The following is a 23,056-nucleotide window of genomic DNA, read 5'->3' on the forward strand; positions in this document are numbered from 1 at the left end:
TTGTTACTTTTTAGTTGCTGTAAACTTCAATTTCTTGTTTATCTTGACGGAAGTTATACTTCACATCTAAAGCATGTGCAACAATTAGCTCTTGCTCAGCTTTGTGAGCGAATGGATCGCCGCCAGATGGACTAGAGCGATCAGGACGTCCAATGTAGCCTGTTTTCACTTTATCTCCAGCAAGTTCGAACAGAATTGGAGCCATGTAATGCCATGCGCCCATATTACGAGGTTCTTCTTGAACCCAAATGATTTCTTCTAAGTTTTTAAAGCGTTTAATAATAGATTGAACTTTCTCAGCAGGGAATGGGTACAATTGCTCAATACGAACGACATGAACTTCGTCTAAGTTGTACTCATGTTTACCCGACTCGATTTCTGCTGCTAAGTCAATCGCCATTTTACCTGTGCTTAAAACAAGACGTTTTACTTTATTTGGTTTCATGCCAAGGTTTTCTTGTTCTAAAGCAGGTTGGAAACGTCCTTCGCTTAACTGACTAGCAGTTGAAAGCGTAAGTGGGTGACGTAATAAACTCTTCGGCGTCATCAATACTAATGGTCGAACAGCTTCTGTTCCTAAGATAGATGCTTGACGACGCAGGATATGGAAGTATTGAGCCGCGCTCGTTAAGTTTGCAACTGTCCAGTTATTCTCAGCAGCTAACTGTAAGAAACGCTCAGGACGTGCACTAGAGTGCTCTGGTCCTTGACCTTCATAACCGTGTGGTAATAGAAGAACTAAGCCTGATTTTTGACCCCATTTTGCTCTTCCAGCTGAAACGTATTGATCAAATAATGCTTGCGCAGTATTTGAGAAGTCACCATATTGCGCTTCCCACATAACAAGAGTTTCTGGAGCGAATACGTTATAACCATATTCGTAACCAACAACAGCAGCCTCTGATAACGGACTGTTATGAACAGAGAACGATGCATTAATGTTTGGTAAGCGATGTAACGGTGAATATGTTTCATTTGTATCAGTATCGTGTAATACGATATGACGGTGTGCGAATGTACCACGCTGTGAATCTTGACCAGTTAAACGAATTGGCGTACCTTCTTGTAAAATAGAAGCGAATGCTAACGATTCAGCAAGTGCCCATTCAATTTTACCGTTCTCTTCAAGAGCATCTTTACGGCGCTCAAGAATTTTCTTCACTTTCGGATATACGTTAAATCCTTCTGGCCAAGATAGTAGACCTTCATTAATTGCACGAAGTGAGTCAATCTCAACACCAGTATCAATTGGTTGAATACCTTTTGCAACAACATCTGGTACTTTAACGTGAATTGTTGCGTCGCTCGTATCAGCTGTTGGTACTTGTGCATAGTCGGATTTTAATTGCTCTTGTGTAAACTGTGTAATTGTTTCAACCTCATCTGCATTTAGAACACCAGCAGCTTGTAATTGATCTGCATAAATTGCCCTTACAGTTGGATGGTTTTTAATTTTTTTGTACACTTGTGGTTGCGTAACTGCTGGATCATCCATTTCGTTATGACCGTAGCGGCGGTAACCAATTAAATCGATTAAGAAATCTTTTTTGAACAACATGCGATATTGAATCGCAAGGTTAGCAGCTGCAAGACAAGCTTCCGGATCATCAGCGTTCACGTGAACAATCGGAATATCGAAACCTTTTGCAAGGTCACTAGAATATTTCGTAGAACGAGAATCATAGCTATCAGTCGTAAAACCAACTGCATTGTTTGCGATAACATGAATCGTTCCGCCTGTTTGATACGCGTTCAATCTGCTTAAGTTGAGTGTCTCAGATACAATACCTTGACCAGGGAATGCAGCATCACCATGAACTAAAATTACGAATGATTTTGAAGTATCTTGATCTGGAAGACCAGATTTTTTACGATTCTCTTGAGCAGCACGTGCAAAACCTTCTACTACAGGATTCACGAACTCAAGATGACTCGGGTTATTTGCTAATGTCACGCGAGTGCTAACTTCTTCGTTACTAACGACTTGTTCTCTACCTAGGTGGTATTTCACATCGCCAGTCCAGCCAGAATTAGCCACTGCGCCTTCTATTTTTGCATGTTTGAACTCAGCAAACATGTGGCTATATGGTTTTTCTAATACGTGAGCAAGTACGCTTAGGCGACCGCGGTGAGCCATACCAATCATGACATCCTCAACGCCGTTTTTAGCACCTTCTAGAACAATTTCATCTAAAACAGGTACAAGCATATCAACGCCCTCGATAGAGAAACGTTTTTGCCCAACGAATGTTTTATGCAAGAATTGCTCGAAACCTTCAACAGCTGTTAAACGTTTTAAAAGAGCAGTTCGTTTTTTATTTGATAGTGGTTGACGCAATGAATTTGATTCCACCATTTGATGCAACCACGCGCGTTCTTCACTATCTTGTATATGAGAAAATTCATAAGCTAAAGATTTTGTATAAACGTCTTTTAATCTATGAATTACATCAAGTGCAGTGTGAATACCTTCTGGTGCATCTTGCCATACTGTTTTCGCTGGAATCGCTTTCAAGTCAGCATCGCTCAGTTCGCTCATTGCTTTCTCAAGAAGAGATTGTCCATTTGCAGCATCTTCCATCGGGTTGATGTGAGCCAACGTGTGCCCGAAAGAACGAATCTGCTCAACAAGTTGAACGACTTTAAGAATTTTTTCAATGTTACCTGTGTTTTGAGGAGAAAAATGTGTTGCTGTGTTGTCCCCTGTTACGACATCATCTTGAAACGAAGGAGCTCCAAAAATTTCAAAAAGCTCTTGTAATTCCGGATCAACAGAACCTGCTCCAGTTACGTAAAGATCATACTGCTCAATAACATAACCAAGGTTCGGACCGTGGAACTTGGCCCAAGGGTTTGTCGTTGTATTCTTCCTCGTCATTTGTTTAAACCTCCCAATGCATATAATCCTTTTCCATACAAAGGTGCATTTTGCTCTTTTTCAATAAGTAATAAATCAATAATCAATGTAAATGTTTTCTTTACTCTTATGTTATTACAATAATTTACATAATACCAAACACTATTACTTATCTGTTTTGTAAAAAAACATTCACAATAACTTATCACCCAAGTTAATCTTTCATGTTATAAAGTAATTTTACAGAAAAATGGGGTGGATATATTTGGTATGCCTATACTAATAGCTATAATTGTTGCATTTAAATATAGGTATAATAGTTAGAATGTTTCGATAAAATTAGTTTGAATTATGTATATTGAAATAATAAGCGCTTTCATAGATATTATACAACAATATAACGGAATATAGTATAAAAAATAAAAAATTATGAATTTATCGTAAACTTTATTTAGATAGTGTTAAATATTGAAAGGAAAGTGAAGGATTTCTACAAAAAAAGTTGCTAAACATAAAAAATGCTCCATAAACAGTTAGTTTCTATAAATATGACGAAAAACACCGTAAAACAAATAACGTATTTCGTGAAATAAAGAAATAAATGAAATGTTTTAAAAGGATAAAACAAATATGGAGATATTAAATTTTAAAAAAAGAAGTGAGGAGATATAGTAACAGTTATTTACAGTGTTCCGTGTTTCGCTTCAAAATAGACGTGCTGAAATTGAAAAAAGTTTCTTCTATATTATTGAATATACTTATGGCACTTACAATGAGTACCGTCTTTATCTCATTTGTTGTTTTGGCAAAAAGATATTAAGATGGAAGAGAGAAAGGAAGATTAACATATGCAAATGATGTATGCTTTTGGCATTGGGCTTGTATTATTTTTAGCAGTATTCTTATTTATTCGTAAAGACGTTCAAGGCGGGACGTTAACGAAACGAGGATTTTATAAAATGATCGGCTGTTTAGTTGTTATGTTTATAGCGATTATTGTAATGATTGTTTTAATAAGTCGGTCACTATAGAATGTAAAAACGAAACCTTACTTCGGTAAGGTTTTTTCTTTATTGTTCAACCTAAAAATTACCACTAAATCCATTTACTATAAATAACTTATATTATATAATCCAATGAAATGATAGATAAGGAGTGTAGTATATGAATAAAAAAACTATCTTCTATTTATTAACTTGTCTACTACTTGTAGCTAGTACTACTTATATAATATGTAACAAACGAGAACAAGTGCCACCTATGTTAGTATGGGACGAACAAGAATACTATGTTACGAATGAATCTGCCAAAATAGAAGAAGTTGGGCAAAAACTTGGCGAAGTAACAAAGGAAATTAAAACAAGTAAAAAACCTACTAAAAATAAAGAATCTAATACATTACAAGAGAAAACAGAAGTATTCACAATGATTGAGGAAGAAAAAAGTGATTACCCGCCTTTAATCATAAAGGAAGCTTATAGTGATGAATATAGGGTAGTGAGGCCGATGTCGAAGCAGGTATTGTGATGAAAAGGAGAATCTTTTGTAGACAGTAATTTAGTATTCGTGGTCGTTAAGAAAAATATTTGTCTTTTCCTCCTATCGGTGCCGTTTACATTTTGATGAATAGAGGAGCAATGCAAAAGAGAGATTTCATTTTATATTTATTATTTACTGCTATTAATATATCGCTTTGGTTATCGTTTATGATTTTTGATTGGAGTATGTGGATGGTAGTAGGGCATTATTTGTTTGGAGCAGTTGTTATTGTTTTTTCGAATATGAATAAGAGCTAAGCCAGCAACCTTAAAGTTGCTGGTTTTTATTTTGCTATTTATAATGAAGAAACAAATTTTTAATAGAGAGTAGTGGGCGTTATGAGATGGAAAGAGGGAACGTTTGAAAAAATAGACACGAATGACTCATCTGTTGAGCAACTTATAAACACGTTTAAGGAACAAAACTTAATTGGTGGAACAATAATAAGCTGTTTTAAAGTGCATAACGAAAATTTTTTTAAAGAAATACCACATTCGAAAGATGGACATGAGCACTTCTTTAGAAGAATCTTCAACTCTTTAGACATAATCAATAACTTAGAAGAGTTAAAAATACATACATCAGACAAATATAAGTTTCGTTTTAAAGAGCAGCTGGCAGTTATGCTTGATGGTAGCATTGCTGCGCAAATTTTGTGGGGCGGAGCATATGAAGGGTTTAAGGAACGACCAGTTATCGCAAAACAATTAGCAGTCAATGTATGTCAATATATGTTCCAAGATTGATACGAAGATATTAAAGTGTTCGAAAGCTATCGCCCTTGGACAGATTGGTTTTACGATGTTGCGTGGGATGTTACTTGGATGGTGTTAGATAGTAGGGAACAGAAAATGTGGTTCATTTGTGCTACGGATACAGATTGATAGAAGAGGGCCTTGTAGGAATGCTGCAAGGCCCTTTATCTTTTGGGAATTAATAGAAAACGAATCATATAAATGCTATACTAAAAAATGTTTGTAATGTCAGTTTCATAATATTGTATGATGCTGACTTACTAGAAAAGATAAGAGGAGAATGAGCGTGCAAAAGATAAAGAAATTATTGCTATTAATGATGGTAGTAGGATTAACAGCAGGTGTTTTAGCAGGGTGTGCAAATCCGAAAGATACTACAGAAGAATTTTTAACAGCGATACAAAAAGGTGATATAGAAAAAGCTCGTACATTTGTTGAGAGTGACAAGGAATTTAATAAACTAAATGAAAAAACAGATGATGCTGAGGCAAAAGCAATGCTAAGTGCAATTATAAAGAACTTTAAATTTGAAAAGCTAGAAGAAGTATCGAAAAAGGATGACAAAGCAGAAGTGAAAGTGAAAATTACATCTGCTGATCTATCCGTTGCTGTAACAAAAGCAGTGGGAGAAGTTATGCCAATGGCCTTCGCTAGCGCATTTAGTGAAGACAAAGAACAATCTGAAAAAGCAATCGAAAAAACAATGACCGCAACTATCATCAAAAACTTAACGGATAAAGATGCAGCAATGGCAACTCGCGAAGTTACATTGAACTTAAAGAAAGACAAAGATGGCGACTATAAAATCGTTGCTGACGATAACTTGAAAGAAGTATTGTTTGCCAATGCAAAGTCTTTGGAGAAGATGTTTGGTGGGAAGTAATTGAATGAGATAAAAAAGAGACACTATATCACGTAGAAGGTTGATATGGTGTCTCTTTTTTATATGACCCCGGAGAGGCTCGAACTCACGACCTCCACCCTGTCAAGGTGGCGCTCTCCCTGCTGAGCTACGGGATCCCAACTATAAATGTTACCATCAGCAATGTATTTTCATTTCATTCGTGTAATCGGAGGATTTGTACAATTTGTTGAGTATTGTAACATTTGATGTATTCCTATAATAGCAACAAACTTTAGTAGTGTAAAGATGTAATTTTCTGAATATTATCATTCTAATTTGTATATAAAAAATAAGCCCCGAAGAGCTTATTTCAATAATAATAATATCACCGCAATTATCAATGATATCATCAAAAATACAAGTATAAATAATGGAGCTTGTTCATAAGCTATCGTCCTGTAACTGTCATTCCTGCTGTGTAAATTGTATCAATAGAACCGTCAGCGCCTTTTATTTCGACTTTATAACGATATGTTCCATCCTCATAAATATCATCGCCATATCCTGTGAAAGTTGCAATTTCATCATTGCTTCCAGCTGGGACCCATTGATTTTGCCAACGGAAGTTGGTTTCAAATTCTCCCCATCTATCGCCATATTTCTTTTCAAGGCTGACATTGTAATGAATTTCTTCAGCTCGGTCATTTGTAATTCTTGCAATTACGCTGTTACCAAAAGTAACTTGTGTAGAGTGTACCTGAACTGTAACACCGTTCACCGTTTCACCAGGACCACAAATGTAATGACAACCATCCCATTCGTCAGCATGTGCTTTTGGTGTTTCAATGTTCATAACCGTTAAAACGCCTAAAGCTAATGCGCCAGTTAATAATACTTTACTAAATGCCTTCACTTGAAATTCCCCCTAAGTATATTCTCAATTCGTTCGATAGATATCACATTAAGTAGTTTTATAACATTAATCTAATCGAACACTTTTTTCCTCGAGTGCATTCGCTATGAATCTTTCATCTTGTAGTAATCTAATCCCTACATAAAATTTCATAGTTTTGATTCCATATATGTATCATGATTTACATAGAACAAATCTGTTAATACGTTTTGGTTATTTGCTTATCCCACTACTCTTTATTACCTTTTATTGGTAAAACGTTGGTTTTATTATATACCATTATTATCTATTTACAAGAGAAAACAATACTGTATGCAAAAATGCATAATAAAAAACACTACTTGTATTCTGAATTACAGAATACAAGTAGTGTTGGGTTTCAATTAATATTTAATTGGAACCTAATGCTAATTTTTTATGTTTAACAGTATACATATATCACTGTTTTTTTAGTCATAATTGATAAAATTTGTTCAGGGGACGCTCTTCCTGTTGAGCTATGGGATCTTTAAAAGGGAAAGTATAAGCGATTATGAGAGTAATGTATGAAGGGATAATGATGAGAAGCGAATTTAGTAGAAAGTAGTCTTTGGATGTAGAGGTTATATTATTTCCGATACCAATCCAAAGGACCTTCATCACTCAAATCAACAAGAAAAGGGAACAAGAAGTGTAAAGGTAAGCTTATAAGTTCTGGCATAGCGTTCACTGTTTTCTTTGATAGATATTGCCTCCCCAAACAATACGGACAATCTTTTTCAAATGCCACGAGTATTGACCATACATCTTTTACTTTCCACTTCGTTTTACAATACGTACAACGCGCCATTGAGTTCCTCCTTAGTTTAAGGTGTTTTCTAATATATTCTACTTTATTGTACGAAAGTCATTTGAATTTGATGTGGTAAAATGCAAAACAAGCCTAACCTCCTTCTACATTCAGGGAGGGGTTAAGCTTGTTTTAATTCCGTTCAAAGTCTCTTTGTATCAGGCTGTTTATACATTGCCTAGATAGCTTCGTGTTAAATTCGGGAGAATAATTTTTCCATCTTTACTGTATTTTTCGAATAGCTCTGATAGGAGAAAAATAAAATTTTTATACTGTTCGTCATTTTCTTTCGGAGCATAAGATGCTGATAAATTCCTTCCCAAAAACCCTTCATAATCAAAAAGTAAATCATTTTGATATTCTTTAAAATCATACTTTCCATCTTTAAAAAAGTTGTTAAATACTTCTGGAGTTTCATCTATTCCACCGCTAAAGCCTTTAAAGTTTGGACAGGTTTTCTGGCAAATTTCTGCATTCTCTTTAATAAGTGGACTAGTTAAATCTCTACTATTCCAAACAAGTGCAACATTTGCTTTTTGTTTTAAAATTCGTTGGCATTCGATTTTGAAAGCCTCTTTATCAAACCAATGAAATGCTTGGGCAACAGTTACTAAATCTACACTATTTTCTTTTAAAGTGGTATGTTCAGCAGTTGCTTTTATGGATTGAAAACGAGAATATAGTTTTAATGATTGCTCAGCCATCTTTCTCATATCATCATTTGGCTCAACTCCAATAACATGTAAACCACTTTCAAGCAGCTGGTGGCTAAATATCCCCGTACCTGAACCAATATCAGCCACAATCCGATTCCCTTTCAGTTGGTTAGCTGAAAGCAAGTAATCAATATATTCATTAGGATAACTAGGGCGATATTTTGCATATATATCGGCCCTGTCAGTAAAATTTTCTGTTGTTTTCACAGTACTACCTTCTTTCTTACGATATGATGTACAGAAATAGAAATTAAATATGAATTCAGGCATCAGTCTTTAAGTCTACAACTTAAGAATCCAGCTAAATAGAGGGCCTCAGTTTCTTTATTCAAATATCCTTTATCCGTTTAGTATACTATTTTAGATAATATCTTCCAAAAGACTAGAATGGCTTACTCAATTATGTTTTAAAGTGTATATTTTTATGGATTTATTTAATAATTTATGAGCGATTGTATGTCGTATTACGTTTACGTAGGTAAGAGATTTTTATTTTTGCTATTTAAATTGGCCAATATATCCTTTTTACAATTTACTGAAAATCATGTATAACAGAGATACATGATTATTTTATCTCGCTATTTGCGGGCAGTAAGATCCCTTACCTCGAAATTCAGCAAAAGTAAAGAAGTTAGGTTCGGGTCGGAATGCCCGTAAAAGTCCGATTCGTGAGGGTTGATGAAAGTTTCACTTTATAAATATTCAGAAGTAGAGGGAGAAAAGTTGTAATGGTAAGAAAAACGTTCAAGATGCGCGTGTCTAAAAATAGAACGATTTCGATTAATGGATCGATTCTTGATGTGGATGTTACACATGATGAATTTTTACAAGAGTTTGTTGAGTGGGTTGATTCTAAAGGTTGGTCGTTTATGGGAATAACAGATGAGATTACGCCCGAGGAAGCTAGTCAAAAGTTAATAGATTCGTTGATTGATGAGAAGGATAAGAAAGAGTAATTCCTTCTTATTTTTATTGTATATTTATGTTCTTTATCGTAAAAGTATGATATAGTAAAAAATAGTGAAATTTCTTCCAATATAATACAAATTACATATGATTGGTAGATTTATTATTTTGTTAAGGAGTAAATGGAAAAGGGAGAGTCATATGGTAAATTTTAAGAAAATTTTGGTTTTTATTACAGTTATTTGTTCGTTTTTTTTGACGCCCATAACATTGCGTGCTGAGACGAATATTGGAGTAAATCCAGAACAAGTTGCACCACCACCTGCGGAAGGACCGAATGTTTTTAGTCAGTTTGCAACGACAATTGATGCGAAAACAGGAGATGTTTTGTATGATAAAAACGCATATCAACGAGCATATCCTGCTAGTACGACGAAGGTGTTAACAGCGATTTTACTCATGGAGCATACAAAGCCAGAGGATCAATTTACATTTTCACAATTAGCATTAGATCAAGAGAAGAGTAATTATCAAATTGAATTTCAACCTGGAGAGACAATTAATAGAAATACTGCGCTTATGATTTTAATGGTGCTGAGTGCGAATGATGTGTCGTATGCGATTGCGGAGCGGATTGGCGGGAGTGTTGAGAATTTCGCTAATATGATGAATGAGAAAGCGAAGCAATTAGGAGCGAAAGATAGCCACTTTGTAACACCGAATGGATTGCATGATCCGAACCATTATACGACGCCGTATGATATGGCTATGATTACGAAGGGTGTGCAAAAGTATCCTGAAATTTTACAAGCGATGAATACGAAAAGAACGACAGTTACGACGTCTAGGCAGACGGTGTCTATTTTTAATAAATCTAATTTTTTTGAAAATCCATATAGCATTGGCGGTAAGACAGGGTTTACGAATGAAGCACGTAATACACTTGTTTTATTAAATGAGAAAGATGGAAATCGTATTATAAGCGTAGTAATGGCTTCTCAAAGACCTGAAATTTATGAAGATTTGAAGCAGATGGCGGAATATTCTTTCGGTCAATTTACGAAGCAAATGGTGCTTGATAAACATAATTGGCATCAAAAAACAACATATTTAAATAAAGATGTTAATTCTGAGTTGGAACAAAGTGCGGAGCTTATGCTTAAGAAAGATGAAGGGAAAAATGTGAAAACTATTTTCCGGGCGGCTTCATTAGATAAAGAATCTTTATATCATAAAGGAATACATCGTGGTGAGGTAGTTGGTGCAGTTGATATTACGAAAAATAATCAAACAATTGCGACGGTAAATGTTCTTTCAACAGAAGATGTCACTTTTACGATGCCTAAAAAAGATACAACTATGCCTGAAGTAAAAGACTCAAATGTGAAAGTAATAAGTGTTGGGATAGGTGCGATTATATTATTTGGAGCAATTTTATATGTAGTGTTGCGCCGAAATACAAAAGGAATGAAATCAGAAGGTAAATAAATTACTAATAAAAAGACTGTGTAAAATTTTGGCACAGTCTTTTTTCTATATTTTAAATAACTAATAATTGTAAATTTTCTTATTGCAATAACTTAAAGTTCGTTATATCATTTACTTGTGTTCTTGTTAAAGAACAAAGTGGATATTGCATACTTCAAATAATATAAAACAACGGAGAGGGAGAGAGACGATGAAATTAATATGGAAGATAATTAGCAACGCGATCTCATTTGTTTTATTTGCATTGATGGTTTTTTTAGCTTTTGTAGTTATTTCTTCAAAAGCAAGCGGTGGTGATCCGACAGTGATGGGATATCAATTTAAGAGCGTTCTTTCAGGATCAATGGAGCCGACGTTTTTAACAGGATCAATCATTGCAATAGAACCAAACAAAGATGGTTCTAAATATCAAAAAGGTGATGTTATTACCTTTAAAGAGAAAGATCAAAAAATTATCACTCACCGTATTATCGGTGTGAAAGATACAAATGGAAAAGTAATGTATGAAACAAAAGGGGATAACAACAACGGACCAGATTTAGAGCCAGTACTTGCAGAAAATGTAGTTGGAAAGTATGCAGATATTACAGTTCCGTATGTTGGTTATTTACTGAATTATGCGAATTCAAAAGCGGGAGCAGCATTGCTTCTTATTATTCCAGGAGTCTTTTTGCTTGGTTATTCCGCTATTTCTATTTTTGGTGCTATTCGTAGCATTGACGGAGAAAAGAAAGATAAAAAAGTAGAACAATCCGTCTAGTTCGTTTGGTTATACTTTCCGTTTAGGAAGTTAACAAATATATATTAAGGGGATATGGACATGACTTTAAAGAAAAAATTAGGAATGGGTATTACATCAGCAGTATTAGGAGCAGCTTTAGTTGGTGGAGGAACATTTGCATTTTTCAGTGATAAAGAAGTGTCAAACAATACATTTGCGGCTGGAACACTGGATTTAGCATTAAATCCATCAACAGTTGTTAACGTATCGAATTTAAAACCTGGGGATACAATTGAAAAAGAATTTAAACTAGAAAATAAAGGTTCTTTAGATATTAAAAAGGTTCTACTGAAAACAGATTATAATGTAGAAGATGTAAAGAAAGATAATAAAGATGATTTTGGTAAACATATTAAAGTAACATTCTTAAAAAATGTAGATAAGCATGAGACAATTGTGAAACAAACTACTTTAGATAAATTAAAAGGTGACACACTTACAGCTGTAGATAATGATTTATCGGCTTGGTTCTGGGATGAAAAAGGTATTTCAGCAGGTAAATCTGATAAATTCAAAGTGAAATTTGAGTTCGTTGATAATGGAAAAGATCAAAATCAATTCCAAGGCGATAAGTTACAATTAAATTGGACGTTTGATGCACAACAAACAGCAGGTGAAGAAAGATAATAATAAAAAGGGCTATCACATGGATAGCCCTTTTTCTATTTTTCTAGTATTTGTCTATCAATTTTAATAGTTCTTTACTATAATATAGATAATGTTCTGTATAAAGAACGTAATGTTCGATGGGAGAGATTAAGATGCTGAAAAGACCGCGTAATTTTAAAAAGATGCTTATATTGCCGTGTATGTGTTCTATTACGTTTTATTTAGGATCTCAAATTATGACGCATACAGAAGCGGCGTTCATTCATGAAACGAAAGTAGAAGCGACGCTTTCTACAGCAATTATATTTCCGAAAACAGTTAATACGTTAAAAGAGCAATCTGAGAAACATAAACAGTTTATTGAGCGTGAGTATGGAACGATGAAGGGGAAATCGAAAGCAACTTCTATTGAAGAAATAAAACAGGCGATTTCTGTATGGCAACAAGGGCGTGAGAAAATTGTTGCTGAGAAGGAAGCTCTGCAAAATGTATATACTGAAATAGAAGCTCCTTACAATCAAATACAAGAAGAATTAAAGGTAAATAAAGATGAGTCGATGCAGCAAGTGTCCATATATGTAAATGAAGGCTTTCGCAGTATCAAAGAGAAGCGTGACTATATTGAGAAAGAAATTAGCTTGAAAGCTATTGATGAGCAAATTCAGGCTCTTCAGCAACAATTAAACGTTGCAATTGAAGCGGAAGGACAAAAGAAAGTAGAAGAACAAAAGAAAGCAGAGGAACAGAAGAAAGTAGAAGAACAAAAGAAAGCCGAAGAACAAAAGAAAGCAGAGGAACAGAAGAAAGTAGAAGAACAAAAGAAAGCCGAAGAACAAAAGAAAGTAGAAGAACAGAAGAAAGCCGAAGAACAAAAGAAAGCCGAAGAACAGAAGGAAGTAGAAGAACAGAAGAAAGTAGAAGAACAGAAAAAAGTAGAAGAGCAAAAGAAAGTGGAGTAACTGCTTTAGTGAAACAGCCAGAAAACAAGAATGTGGTGTAAGAGAGAGTGAACGAATAAGCAAGACTAGTAATATTTATACGAGTGTGAGGGAACGTTAGCCCTCACCTCTTTGTTTTTCTTTTTTCTTATAGTATTAAATGATTTGAGTGTGAAAAAAGTTATAAATTATCATTATTTTTCTGAAAAGTCTAAAAAATATTGAGAAATAAAAATAACTGAAAATATTAATAAATATGTGTTGTGTTTATATAGAGTTGTTCGTTATAATGAACATAAGGTTTTTAAAAAAGAACGCATATTAGCTAAGCTAATATAGTTTTCTTTACATCTCTTATTGAAAAATAAGTGATAAAAATATAAAAAAAAGCTAGGGGGAATTGATTGTGAGTCTGAAAAAGAAATTAGGTATGGGAGTTGCATCAGCAGCATTGGGGTTAGCTTTAATTGGTGGAGGAACATTTGCATTCTTTAGCGATAAAGAAGTATCAAACAATACATTTGCAGCTGGGACGTTAGACCTTACATTAAACCCTAAGACGCTTGTAGATATTAAAGATTTAAAACCAGGGGATTCTGTTAAGAAAGAGTTCTTATTACAAAACAGCGGTTCGTTAACTATTAAAGACGTTAAATTAGCAACAAAGTATACTGTTAAAGATGCAAAAGGTGATAATGCTGGTGAAGACTTTGGTAAGCACGTTAAAGTAAAATTCCTTTGGAACTGGGATAAACAAAGTGAGCCTGTATATGAAACAACTTTAGCAGACTTACAAAAAGTTGATCCAGATCTTTTAGCTAAAGATATCTTTGCTCCTGAGTGGGGAGAAAAGGGTGGATTAGCAGCTGGTACAGAGGATTATCTATGGGTACAATTTGAATTCGTAGATGATGGAAAAGACCAAAATATCTTCCAAGGTGATACATTGAATTTAGAATGGACATTCAATGCCAACCAAGAAGCTGGGGAAGAAAAATAATAAAAAAGCGGGTATTCCCGCTTTTTTTTATAAAGAAAAAGAAGTGCTGGTTGTAAGCACTTCTTTCTATTATTATTTTTGATTTTGCTTCCACTTTGTAAATTCAAGAAATTCACGAAATTGTTCTTTGGAGACACCAGAGTTCATTGCATCTTTAACGAGTTGTGTCCATTCGGAGTCTAGGTTAGTTTCCTTTGTTGTTTCATCATGAAGTAAAGTATCAACTGGAATTTGTAGAACTGCTGCGATCTTTTCAAGAAACTGAATGGAAGGGTTTTTTTGTAAATTTCGTTCTATAGAACTAATGTAAGATTTAGCAACGCCAGCTTTTTCGGCAAGTTCAGTTAATGAAATCCCTTTTTGTAAACGAAGGCGTTTTATACGTTCTCCAATCATATTTGCGCACCTTTCTATCAATATGTAGTTGTCTTATGATGTCATTATTATAACATAAACTTCGTTAAAAAGAACAAACCTATTGAGCCTGACTGGATGGCTTCATACGTTGGAAAAATTGCTCGATGTCTTGCATGGCGATACCAGCATCTAGAGCTTCAAGTATTAAATCAATCCATTCTTGATCCAGTGCGTCTGTCTTATCTTTGTACAAATGTAATTCCTCCCTAATTATCGGTCATAATTGCTGCTACAGAATACATGATAATGCAATCGGATTTTGTGTTTTATATAGTGAATTATCAAATATTGTGTAGATGAAACAAAGATAAAATCCCCATTAAACTCCCTCTATGGAAATTATAAATTGTTCGATAAAAACTTTCAATATTTTCAGAAAACATTGTTGAATTGTGATATATTCGTATGCTAACTATGAAATTTTTACAAATATATTAAAAATATTACATAATATGACTAAATATTGAAAAAATATTGAATTTTTAATAAAATTCAATTTGTAATACATATTATTTATTAGGGGAGGAAATAAGGGATGAACAAGAAACCGTTCAAAGTTTTGTCATCAATCGCTTTAACAGCTGTATTAGGCCTTTCATTCGGAGCTGGTACTCAATCTGCATATGCTGAAACGCCTGCGAATAAAACAGCTACGAGCCCAGTTGATGATCACTTAATTCCGGAAGAACGTTTAGCAGATGCGCTAAAAAAACGTGGGGTAATTGATTCGTCAGCTTCAGAGAAAGAAACAAAGAAAGCTGTCGAAAAGTATGTAGAGAACAAAAAGGGTGAAAATCCTGGGAAAGAAGTACCAAATGGGGATCAACTTACGAAAGAAGCATCTGATTTTTTAAAGAAAGTGAAAGATGCGAAAGCAGACACGAAAGAAAAATTAGATAACCCTGCAACAGGAACACCTGCAGCGACAGGCCCAGTTAAAGGCGGTCTAAATGGTAAAGTACCAACTTCTCCAGCGAAACAAAAAGACTATAACGGTGATGTACGTAAAGATAAAGTACTCGTTTTACTTGTAGAGTACGCTGACTTTAAACATAATAATATCGACAAAGAGCCTGGATATATGTATTCTAACGATTTTAATAAAGAACATTATGAAAAAATGTTATTCGGCAACGAGCCGTTTACATTAGATGATGGAAGTAAAATTGAAACGTTTAAACAATATTACGAAGAGCAATCTGGTGGTAGTTACACAGTGGACGGAACAGTTACAAAATGGTTAACAGTTCCTGGTAAAGCTGCTGATTACGGTGCAGATGCTGCTAGCGGCGGTCATGATAATAAAGGACCAAAAGGCCCACGTGATTTAGTAAAAGATGCATTAAAAGCAGCTGTAGATAGCGGTCTTGATCTATCAGAGTTTGATCAATTTGATCAATATGATGTAAATGGTGATGGAAATAAAAATCAACCGGATGGTTTAATTGATCACTTAATGATTATTCATGCAGGTGTTGGACAAGAAGCAGGTGGTGGTAAATTAGGTGATGATGCAATTTGGTCACATCGCTGGACAGTTGGACCAAAACCATTCGCAATTGAAGGTACACAAGCGAAAGTTCCATATTGGGGTGGAAAGATGGCAGCGTTCGACTACACAATTGAACCAGAAGATGGAGCAGTTGGTGTATTCGCGCATGAATATGGTCATGATTTAGGTTTACCAGATGAGTATGATACACAATATAGCGGTGCTGGTGAGCCAATTCAAGCTTGGTCTATCATGAGTGGCGGAAGCTGGGCTGGTAAAATTGCAGGTACAACACCAACGAGCTTATCACCACAAAATAAAGAGTTTTTCCAAAAAACAATCGGTGGTAACTGGGCAAATATCGTAGAAGTAGATTACGAGAAATTAAATAAAGGTATCGGCCTAGCAACATATTTAGACCAAAGTGTTACGAAATCTAACCGTCCAGGTATGATTCGTGTTAACTTACCAGACAAAGATATAAAAACAATTGAGCCGGCATTCGGAAAACAGTATTACTACAGCACAAAAGGTGATGATCTTCATACGAAGATGGAAACACCACTGTTCGATTTAACAAATGCAACGACTGCAAAATTTGACTTCAAATCATTATATGAAATTGAAGCAGAGTATGATTTCCTTGAAGTACACGCTGTAACGGAAGATGGTCAACAAACGTTAATTGAAAGACTTGGTGAGAAAGCAAATAGTGGAAATGCAGATTCGACAAATGGAAAATGGATTGACAAATCATATGATTTAAGCCAGTTCAAAGGTAAGAAAGTAAAATTAACATTTGATTACATTACTGATGGTGGTTTAGCATTAAATGGTTTCTTACTTGATAATGCTTCATTAACAGTAGATGATAAAGTAGTATTCTCTGATGACGCAGAAGGTACGCCACAATTCAAATTAGATGGTTTTGCTGTTTCTAACGGAACAGAGAAGAAAAGCCATAACTACTATGTTGAGTGGAGAAACTATGCTGGTTCAGATAACGCGTTAAAATTTGCACGTGGTCCAGTATATAACGCTGGTATGGTTGTATGGTATGCAGATTCAGCTTACACAGATAACTGGGTAGGTGTACATCCAGGACACGGTTTCCTAGGTGTAGTTGATTCTCATCCAGAAGCAATTGTAGGAACTTTAAATGGTAAACCGACAGTGGAAAGTAGTACGCGATTCCAAATCGCAGATGCGGCGTTCTCATTCGATAAAACGCCAGCTTGGAAAGTTGTATCTCCAACGCGTGGAACGTATACGTATGATGGTTTAGCAGGTGTACCGAAGTTTGATGATTCTAAAACGTATATTAATCAACAGATTCCAGATGCAGGACGTATTTTACCGAAGCTTGGTCTGAAGTTTGAAGTAGTAGGACAAGCTGATGATAATTCTGCAGGTGCTGTTCGTTTATATCGTTAATACTGTAAAACTACCGAGAGATTTTCTTTCGGTAGTTTTTTTGTGAGCAATGAATTTTATATAGCTGAAAAAGTCATATATAATGTAACCTTAAGAATAGAAATTTGTTATATATGAAGTCTATATAAATAATGAAAGAATTGGATAAAAATAGTGGGAGAAGGTGAGTGAATGAGTATTTCCTCTATTGTAAGTAGGCAAAAGGAATATTTTTTAAAAGGGCATACGAGAAGCATCGAAATGCGAAAGAATAATTTGAAGAAGCTTTATGAAGGCATTCAGCATTTTGAAGAAGAAATATTTCAGGCATTGAAATTAGATTTAAATAAGTCAGTTCACGAGTCGTTTACAACGGAAGTTGGATATGTATTAAAAGAAATTTCCTTTCAATTGAAACATATGTCATCGTGGAGTAAACCGAAACGAGTTCGAACAGCACTTACTCATTTTGGATCAAAAGGAAAAGTAGTGCCAGAACCGTATGGTGTGACACTTATTATTGCACCGTGGAACTATCCTTTTCAATTAGCAATTGCACCACTTGTAGGAGCACTGGCAGCTGGAAATACAATCGTTTTAAAGCCGTCAGAGTTAACACCAAGCGTTTCAAAAGTGCTTAAGAGAATGTTAGATGAATTATTCCCAGAAGAGCTTGTAGCGGTAGTAGAAGGTGGCGTTGAAGAGAGTACATCTTTGCTGAGGGAACCATTTGATTATATTTTCTTTACTGGTAGTGTTGGCGTTGGAAAAGTTGTAATGGAAGCAGCAGCGAAACAGTTGACGCCGCTCACTTTAGAACTTGGCGGGAAAAGTCCTTGTATTGTACATAAAGATGCAAAGATAGAGATGACAGCAAGAAGAATTGTTTGGGGTAAGTTTTTAAATGCAGGGCAGACGTGTGTAGCGCCTGATTATATGTATGTGCATTCTTCCGTGAAAGAAAAGCTAATTGAGGCACTGCGACATGAAATTATAGAGCAGTATAGTAAAGAACCTTTGCAAAATGAAAATTATGTGCGTATTGTAAGTGAGCGTCATTTCGAAAGATTATGTGGATTTTTACAAGATGGTCAAGTCGTAATTGGTGGAAACTATAAGAAAGATACATTACATATTGAACCGACAGTACTAGCGGATATTACATGGAAAGATACTGTTATGGAAGACGAAATTTTTGGTCCGATTTTACCAATCATAGAGTACGACAACATAGAAGATGTAATTGGCACAATCCAGCAACATCCGAAGCCGTTAGCGTTATATGTATTTTCTGAAGATAAAGAAGTACAAAAGAAAGTGACGAGTAATATTTCATATGGTGGAGGCTGTATTAATGATGTTGTCTATCATCTTGCCACGCCATATTTACCTTTTGGGGGTGTTGGAAGTAGTGGATTAGGGGGTTATCATGGGAAAGAAAGTTTTCGGACTTTTTCACATTATAAAAGCATTTTAGCCCAATCTACAGCATTCGACATGAAAATTCGTTACTCTTCTACAAAAAGTGCTTTAAAATTCATACGAAAGTTGTTAAAATGATGATGGTGTTTATCAGTAGGCGTAGCCGTATGATAATAGCCCCTTCGCAATGGAAGGGGTTTTTCTGTTCGACGTTATGTATCATGCGAAAATGAATCAAACATACTACATAAAGAATAGAAACGAACGCTTGTTAAATAACCATTTTTGTTTGGATCGAAACAAAAAATAGTCTATAGAACATAAATATTTATTCATGAATATAAAAATTTAAAATTTAAGGTAGATAGGACGGGAAAATGAAAAAGATTATTAAAGTTGAAGCAGTTGAAAAACATTTTGGAAATCAAGTGATTATCCCACCTCTTTCTTTAGATATTAAAGAGGGAGAGTTTTTAACAATTTTAGGGCCGAGTGGCTGCGGGAAAACGACTTTACTTCGTATGATCGCAGGATTTGAAACTCCAACTAAAGGGAATCTTTTATTAGATGATGAAAGAATTAACGATTTGCCGCCATATAAGCGTCATATGAACCTAGTGTTCCAACATTACGCACTATTCCCACATATGACAGTAGAGAAGAATATTTGTTTTGGTATGAAAATGCAGAAAGTATCAGCAGCAGAGCAGAAAGAGCGTGCTGAAGAGGCAATGCGTTTAACGCAGTTACTTGAGTTCCGTAATCGTAAACCTGCGAAGCTTTCTGGTGGACAACAGCAGCGTGTTGCAATTGCAAGAGCGATTGTAAATAATCCGCGTGTATTACTATTAGATGAGCCACTTGGAGCGCTTGACTTTAAGTTACGAAAAGACTTGCAACGTGAATTGAAAAACTTACAACGTAATTTAGGAATTACGTTCATATACGTAACGCACGATCAAGAAGAAGCAATGAGCATGAGCGATCGTATTGTCGTTATGAATAAAGGACATATCGAACAAATCGGAACGCCGAAAGAAATTTATAATAAGCCGAAAACATTGTTCGTTGCGACATTCATCGGTGAAAATAATATTGTGAAGAACGGGGAAGGCTATGTAGCAATTCGCCCTGAAAATGTAAAAGTACGTTCGGTTGAAGAACCAATTTTAAAAGAATACCATCTTGGACATATTGAAGATATTGAGTTTGTCGGAAATATGGAGAAGCTTTATGTACGTGATGAGAAAACATCAGAATTACTAATGGCATATCAAACTGCTGAAGAGGCAGCGCAGTGGAGCATTGGAGATAATGTATATGTAGGCTGGGAGCAAGAGGACGAGGTGACCTTAAATTGAAAAAAGGGAAATTACTCGCACTACCTACAGTCGCGTGGCTGCTAATTTTCTTCCTAATCCCGCTCGTATTCGTATTAGGATTCGCCTTCATGCAGCGCGGAGCTTACGGGACAGTAGAAATGCAATTTACGCTGGAGAATATATCCCGTGTATTTGATCCATTGTACTTAGGAACGTTATGGGAAACTGTTAAGATCGCAGTTATTACAACAGTAATATGTTTATTAATTGGTTATCCGTTTGCGTATACAATTACAATTGTTGACCGCAAATACCGCTCTATTCTTTTATTATTGGCAACGATCCCGTTTTGGATTAACTTTCTTGTTCGTTCATACGCATGGATTGTTATTTTACGTTCACAAGGTCTTGTGAATACGTTGTTATTAAAGCTTGGCATTATTAGTGAACCGTTAAATTTATTATATAATACTCCTTCTGTAATACTCGGAATGGTCTATTCTTTATTACCATTTATGATTTTACCAGTGTATGCAGCAATTGAGCAGTTGGATAAGCGTAAGCTAGAAGCGGCTTATGATTTAGGAGCAACACCAATAAAGGCATTTTGGAATATAACAGTGCCGATGACGATGTCAGGAATTGCGACTGGTTCTATTTTAGTATTCGTTTCTTCTATCGGAATGTTTGTTGTATCAGACGTGATGGGCGGATCGAAAGTAGCATTAATCGGAAACGTTATTCAAAATCAATTCTTAGGTGCACGTGACTGGCCGTTTGGATCTGCGTTATCGATTATCGTTGTTCTATTCTCTGTTCTGTTAATTTACTTATATTATCGTGCAACGAAAGTATATAAATATAATGAGAACGGAGGGGAATAGGCAAAGATGAAGAAGTTTTTAGTTTCTTATTCTTGGTTAATTTTGTTATTCTTGTATTTTCCAATGATGGTTTTAATGGTCTATTCTTTCAACGACTCTCGCATTAATGCGGAGTGGGAAGGTTTTACATTCCATTGGTATACAGATTTATTTCAAAAACAAGATGTTATTGATGCATTTGTAAATAGTATTACGATTGCAGTTATAACAACGATTGTGACAACGGTACTTGGTGTATTCTTTGCAATTGCTTTACATCGTTATAAATATCGTTTCGAAGGGGCTATTAATGGCCTTGTATATTTACCAATTTTAATTCCTGATATTTTAATGGGATTATCTTTACTAATTCTTTTCAGTCAGTTAGGAATGGAACTTGGACAAACAACGATTATTATTGCACATATTACATTTAGCATTTCGTTTGTTGTTGTTATTTTAGCTGCGCGTCTTTCAAGTATGGGACGTGACTTAGAAGAAGCTGCAAATGATCTAGGAGCAACGCCTTGGCAAACGTTTCGTTATGTAACGTTCCCAGCAATTGCACCGGGAGTTATTTCGGCAGCATTATTAACATTCACATTATCAATTGATGATTTTGTAATTAGTTTCTTCGTATCAGGACCAGGATCAACAACATTGCCACTATACATTTACAGTATGGTTAAGCGCGGAGTATCACCAGAAATTAATGCTCTTTCTACAATTTTAATTGTTGCTATCGTAGGATTAATGGTTCTATCTGAAATCTTCCGGAACAAAGGTGCAGATGGTGAAGAAAACTCTGGAGGACACCTTCCTTTATAATACGAACGATATAGAAAGTACAAGGGGGTAATAAACCGATGAAATTAATGAAAAGAATAGCTGGCGCAGCAATTAGCTTTAGCCTTGTTGCTGGTGTGCTTGCTGGTTGTGGTGAAAAGAAAGAAGAATTAAATATTTATAGTTGGGCTGACAATTTTGATGAGCAAGTGCTAAAAGATTTTGAAAAGAAGTATAATGTGAAAATTAACTATGACAAGTACGCAAGTAATGAAGAAATGCTTGCGAAATTACAAGCTGGTGGCGCAAAGTATGACTTAATTCAGCCGTCGGATTACATGGTTAAAACAATGGCGAAAATGGACTTATTAGCGCCGTTAGATAAAAAGAATATCCCGAATATCGAAAATATGGTTTCTAATTTTAAAACACCTGCGTTTGATCCAGAGAATAAATATTCTTTAGTGTACACTTGGGGTGTAACAGGGATTGCATACAATAAAAAGTATGTGAAAGAAGCACCTACAAGCTGGGCGGACTTATGGAATGAGAAATATAAAGGACATGTAACGTTACTGAACGATTCTCGTGAAGTATTAGGAGTGGGTCTTAAGAAGCACGGGTTCTCAAACAGTACGAAAGACGATGCACAATTAAAGACAGCAGCAGATGATTTAAAGAAGCTGCTTCCAAACTTATTAGCATTTGATACAGATAACATTAAACAAAAATTCATTACAGAAGATGCTTGGATCGGAACAGTTTGGTCTGGAGATGCAGCATTTATCGCAAAAGATAATAAAGATGTAGAATATGTTGTACCAAAAGAAGGCGGCACAATTTGGGCTGATACGTTAGCAATTCCAAAAGGTGCAAAACATAAAGAGCTTGCTGAGAAATTTATGAACTACTTACTAGATGAAAAAGTAAGTGTGAAAAACTACGAGTCAATTGGTTACAGTAATCCAAATGAAAAAGCTCATCCTCTTCATAGTAAAGAATACCGTGATAATCACATGATTTTCTTAACGAAAGAAGAGTTAGATCGTACAGAATGGCTTGTTGATGTAGACGATAAGTTAAAAGACTATGATCGTTACTGGACAGAGCTAAAAACAAAAGGTAAATAAGCAAGGAAATGCGGTTTCTAAAGTAGAAATCGCATT

Annotated in this window: 21 protein-coding genes, 1 tRNA gene and 3 pseudogenes; 18 read left to right on the forward strand and 7 right to left on the reverse strand. The window is 35.2% G+C overall.

The features are described from left to right. Positions 1-10 precede the first annotated feature (10 nt). Complete coding sequence (gene odhA, locus ACTFRM_RS02740) at positions 11-2,878, reverse strand: 2-oxoglutarate dehydrogenase E1 component (RefSeq protein WP_440043084.1); 2,868 nt, start codon at positions 2,876-2,878, stop codon at positions 11-13. 721 nt (positions 2,879-3,599) lie between these two features. Here odhA and ACTFRM_RS02745 point away from each other — a divergent pair. The 6 genes and pseudogenes from ACTFRM_RS02745 to ACTFRM_RS02770 form a co-directional block, all read left to right on the forward strand. Continuing rightward, positions 3,600-3,677: pseudogene (locus ACTFRM_RS02745) on the forward strand (permease); the annotation flags it as partial. A 28-nt stretch (positions 3,678-3,705) separates the two neighbouring features. Then, positions 3,706-3,888 carry a DUF3976 domain-containing protein gene (locus ACTFRM_RS02750; protein WP_001178303.1) on the forward strand — a complete coding sequence of 61 codons (183 nt, stop codon included), beginning with the start codon at positions 3,706-3,708 and terminating at the stop codon, positions 3,886-3,888. 133 nt (positions 3,889-4,021) lie between these two features. After that, a complete protein-coding gene (locus tag ACTFRM_RS02755; RefSeq protein WP_440043085.1) occupies positions 4,022-4,384 on the forward strand; it encodes a hypothetical protein in 363 nt (120 codons plus the stop codon). A 55-nt stretch (positions 4,385-4,439) separates the two neighbouring features. Continuing rightward, a pseudogene (locus ACTFRM_RS02760) lies at positions 4,440-4,653 on the forward strand (hypothetical protein). Between the two features lie 81 nt (positions 4,654-4,734). Then, positions 4,735-5,280: pseudogene (locus ACTFRM_RS02765) on the forward strand (hypothetical protein). A 157-nt stretch (positions 5,281-5,437) separates the two neighbouring features. Further along, positions 5,438-6,034 carry a hypothetical protein gene (locus tag ACTFRM_RS02770; RefSeq protein WP_071741053.1) on the forward strand — a complete coding sequence of 199 codons (597 nt, stop codon included), beginning with the start codon at positions 5,438-5,440 and terminating at the stop codon, positions 6,032-6,034. Between the two features lie 64 nt (positions 6,035-6,098). Here ACTFRM_RS02770 and ACTFRM_RS02775 read toward each other — a convergent pair. The 4 genes from ACTFRM_RS02775 to ACTFRM_RS02790 all read right to left on the reverse strand — a co-directional run bounded on the left by ACTFRM_RS02775 (position 6,099) and on the right by ACTFRM_RS02790 (position 8,660). Then, positions 6,099-6,171, reverse strand: a tRNA-Val gene (locus ACTFRM_RS02775). Positions 6,172-6,443: 272 nt separating this feature from the next. Continuing rightward, positions 6,444-6,908, reverse strand: a complete 465-nt coding sequence (locus ACTFRM_RS02780; protein WP_000643276.1) for a hypothetical protein — start codon at positions 6,906-6,908, stop codon at positions 6,444-6,446. Positions 6,909-7,515: 607 nt separating this feature from the next. Further along, positions 7,516-7,737, reverse strand: coding sequence for a hypothetical protein (locus tag ACTFRM_RS02785; RefSeq protein WP_060852289.1), 222 nt, complete (start codon positions 7,735-7,737; stop codon positions 7,516-7,518). Between the two features lie 167 nt (positions 7,738-7,904). Then, a complete protein-coding gene (locus ACTFRM_RS02790) occupies positions 7,905-8,660 on the reverse strand; it encodes a class I SAM-dependent methyltransferase (RefSeq protein WP_000858660.1) in 756 nt (251 codons plus the stop codon). Positions 8,661-9,181: 521 nt separating this feature from the next. Between ACTFRM_RS02790 and ACTFRM_RS02795 the strand changes: the two genes are divergently transcribed. From ACTFRM_RS02795 to calY, 6 genes are all read left to right on the forward strand, one after another. Further along, positions 9,182-9,409, forward strand: a complete 228-nt coding sequence (locus tag ACTFRM_RS02795) for a hypothetical protein (RefSeq protein ID WP_000251856.1) — start codon at positions 9,182-9,184, stop codon at positions 9,407-9,409. Between the two features lie 151 nt (positions 9,410-9,560). After that, entirely contained in the window at positions 9,561-10,847 is a 1,287-nt protein-coding gene (locus ACTFRM_RS02800) for a D-alanyl-D-alanine carboxypeptidase family protein (protein ID WP_440043087.1), read from the forward strand. Between the two features lie 190 nt (positions 10,848-11,037). Further along, the gene (gene sipW / locus ACTFRM_RS02805) at positions 11,038-11,607 is read left to right on the forward strand and encodes a signal peptidase I SipW (RefSeq protein ID WP_000767792.1); all 570 of its coding nucleotides are present in this window, start codon (positions 11,038-11,040) and stop codon (positions 11,605-11,607) included. A 60-nt stretch (positions 11,608-11,667) separates the two neighbouring features. Next, positions 11,668-12,255 carry a CalY family protein gene (locus ACTFRM_RS02810; RefSeq protein WP_000172852.1) on the forward strand — a complete coding sequence of 196 codons (588 nt, stop codon included), beginning with the start codon at positions 11,668-11,670 and terminating at the stop codon, positions 12,253-12,255. 134 nt (positions 12,256-12,389) lie between these two features. Then, positions 12,390-13,196: a DUF4047 domain-containing protein gene (locus ACTFRM_RS02815; protein WP_440043089.1), complete on the forward strand. Its 807-nt coding sequence runs from the start codon at positions 12,390-12,392 to the stop codon at positions 13,194-13,196. Positions 13,197-13,581: 385 nt separating this feature from the next. After that, on the forward strand, positions 13,582-14,175 hold the full coding sequence (calY, locus tag ACTFRM_RS02820) for a biofilm matrix protein CalY (protein WP_000053713.1): 594 nt from the start codon (positions 13,582-13,584) through the stop codon (positions 14,173-14,175). Positions 14,176-14,247: 72 nt separating this feature from the next. On the opposite strand, the gene ACTFRM_RS02825 is transcribed toward calY, so the two are convergent. Both ACTFRM_RS02825 and ACTFRM_RS02830 read right to left on the reverse strand, forming a co-directional pair. After that, positions 14,248-14,571, reverse strand: a complete 324-nt coding sequence (locus ACTFRM_RS02825) for a helix-turn-helix domain-containing protein (protein WP_000578885.1) — start codon at positions 14,569-14,571, stop codon at positions 14,248-14,250. Positions 14,572-14,650: 79 nt separating this feature from the next. Continuing rightward, a complete protein-coding gene (locus tag ACTFRM_RS02830) occupies positions 14,651-14,785 on the reverse strand; it encodes an anti-repressor SinI family protein (RefSeq protein WP_000276219.1) in 135 nt (44 codons plus the stop codon). A gap of 342 nt (positions 14,786-15,127) precedes the next feature. Between ACTFRM_RS02830 and inhA1 the strand changes: the two genes are divergently transcribed. The 6 genes from inhA1 to potD all read left to right on the forward strand — a co-directional run bounded on the left by inhA1 (position 15,128) and on the right by potD (position 23,020). Beyond that, a complete protein-coding gene (gene inhA1 / locus ACTFRM_RS02835) occupies positions 15,128-17,518 on the forward strand; it encodes a M6 family metalloprotease immune inhibitor InhA1 (protein ID WP_001035936.1) in 2,391 nt (796 codons plus the stop codon). A 171-nt stretch (positions 17,519-17,689) separates the two neighbouring features. Then, positions 17,690-19,057: an aldehyde dehydrogenase gene (locus ACTFRM_RS02840; protein WP_000028375.1), complete on the forward strand. Its 1,368-nt coding sequence runs from the start codon at positions 17,690-17,692 to the stop codon at positions 19,055-19,057. A gap of 239 nt (positions 19,058-19,296) precedes the next feature. Beyond that, positions 19,297-20,280 carry a spermidine/putrescine ABC transporter ATP-binding protein PotA gene (potA, locus tag ACTFRM_RS02845; protein ID WP_000720333.1) on the forward strand — a complete coding sequence of 328 codons (984 nt, stop codon included), beginning with the start codon at positions 19,297-19,299 and terminating at the stop codon, positions 20,278-20,280. After that, entirely contained in the window at positions 20,277-21,125 is an 849-nt protein-coding gene (gene potB, locus ACTFRM_RS02850) for a spermidine/putrescine ABC transporter permease PotB (RefSeq protein ID WP_000715500.1), read from the forward strand. Before potA ends, potB begins: the two co-directional genes overlap by 4 nt. Before the next feature lie 6 nt (positions 21,126-21,131). Then, positions 21,132-21,932, forward strand: coding sequence for a spermidine/putrescine ABC transporter permease PotC (potC, locus tag ACTFRM_RS02855; protein WP_000714192.1), 801 nt, complete (start codon positions 21,132-21,134; stop codon positions 21,930-21,932). 38 nt (positions 21,933-21,970) lie between these two features. After that, positions 21,971-23,020, forward strand: coding sequence for a spermidine/putrescine ABC transporter substrate-binding protein PotD (potD, locus tag ACTFRM_RS02860; protein ID WP_000772485.1), 1,050 nt, complete (start codon positions 21,971-21,973; stop codon positions 23,018-23,020). Positions 23,021-23,056: the final 36 nt, after the last annotated feature.

It is taken from the genome of Bacillus cereus group sp. MYBK227-1, assembly GCF_051916325.1.
GTDB lineage: Bacteria > Bacillota > Bacilli > Bacillales > Bacillaceae_G > Bacillus_A > Bacillus_A cereus.

Excerpts from the sequence above, each read along its gene's own strand:
- odhA (WP_440043084.1), bottom strand. The coding sequence starts at position 2,878 with ATGACGAGGAAGAATACAACGACAAACCCTTGGGCCAAGTTCCACGGT.
- ACTFRM_RS02750 (WP_001178303.1), top strand. The coding sequence starts at position 3,706 with ATGCAAATGATGTATGCTTTTGGCATTGGGCTTGTATTATTTTTAGCA.
- ACTFRM_RS02755 (WP_440043085.1), top strand. The coding sequence starts at position 4,022 with ATGAATAAAAAAACTATCTTCTATTTATTAACTTGTCTACTACTTGTA.
- ACTFRM_RS02785 (WP_060852289.1), bottom strand. The coding sequence starts at position 7,737 with ATGGCGCGTTGTACGTATTGTAAAACGAAGTGGAAAGTAAAAGATGTA.
- ACTFRM_RS02795 (WP_000251856.1), top strand. The coding sequence starts at position 9,182 with ATGGTAAGAAAAACGTTCAAGATGCGCGTGTCTAAAAATAGAACGATT.
- ACTFRM_RS02800 (WP_440043087.1), top strand. The coding sequence starts at position 9,561 with ATGGTAAATTTTAAGAAAATTTTGGTTTTTATTACAGTTATTTGTTCG.
- sipW (WP_000767792.1), top strand. The coding sequence starts at position 11,038 with ATGAAATTAATATGGAAGATAATTAGCAACGCGATCTCATTTGTTTTA.
- ACTFRM_RS02810 (WP_000172852.1), top strand. The coding sequence starts at position 11,668 with ATGACTTTAAAGAAAAAATTAGGAATGGGTATTACATCAGCAGTATTA.
- ACTFRM_RS02815 (WP_440043089.1), top strand. The coding sequence starts at position 12,390 with ATGCTGAAAAGACCGCGTAATTTTAAAAAGATGCTTATATTGCCGTGT.
- ACTFRM_RS02825 (WP_000578885.1), bottom strand. The coding sequence starts at position 14,571 with ATGATTGGAGAACGTATAAAACGCCTTCGTTTACAAAAAGGGATTTCA.
- inhA1 (WP_001035936.1), top strand. The coding sequence starts at position 15,128 with ATGAACAAGAAACCGTTCAAAGTTTTGTCATCAATCGCTTTAACAGCT.
- ACTFRM_RS02840 (WP_000028375.1), top strand. The coding sequence starts at position 17,690 with ATGAGTATTTCCTCTATTGTAAGTAGGCAAAAGGAATATTTTTTAAAA.
- potA (WP_000720333.1), top strand. The coding sequence starts at position 19,297 with ATGAAAAAGATTATTAAAGTTGAAGCAGTTGAAAAACATTTTGGAAAT.
- potC (WP_000714192.1), top strand. The coding sequence starts at position 21,132 with ATGAAGAAGTTTTTAGTTTCTTATTCTTGGTTAATTTTGTTATTCTTG.
- potD (WP_000772485.1), top strand. The coding sequence starts at position 21,971 with ATGAAATTAATGAAAAGAATAGCTGGCGCAGCAATTAGCTTTAGCCTT.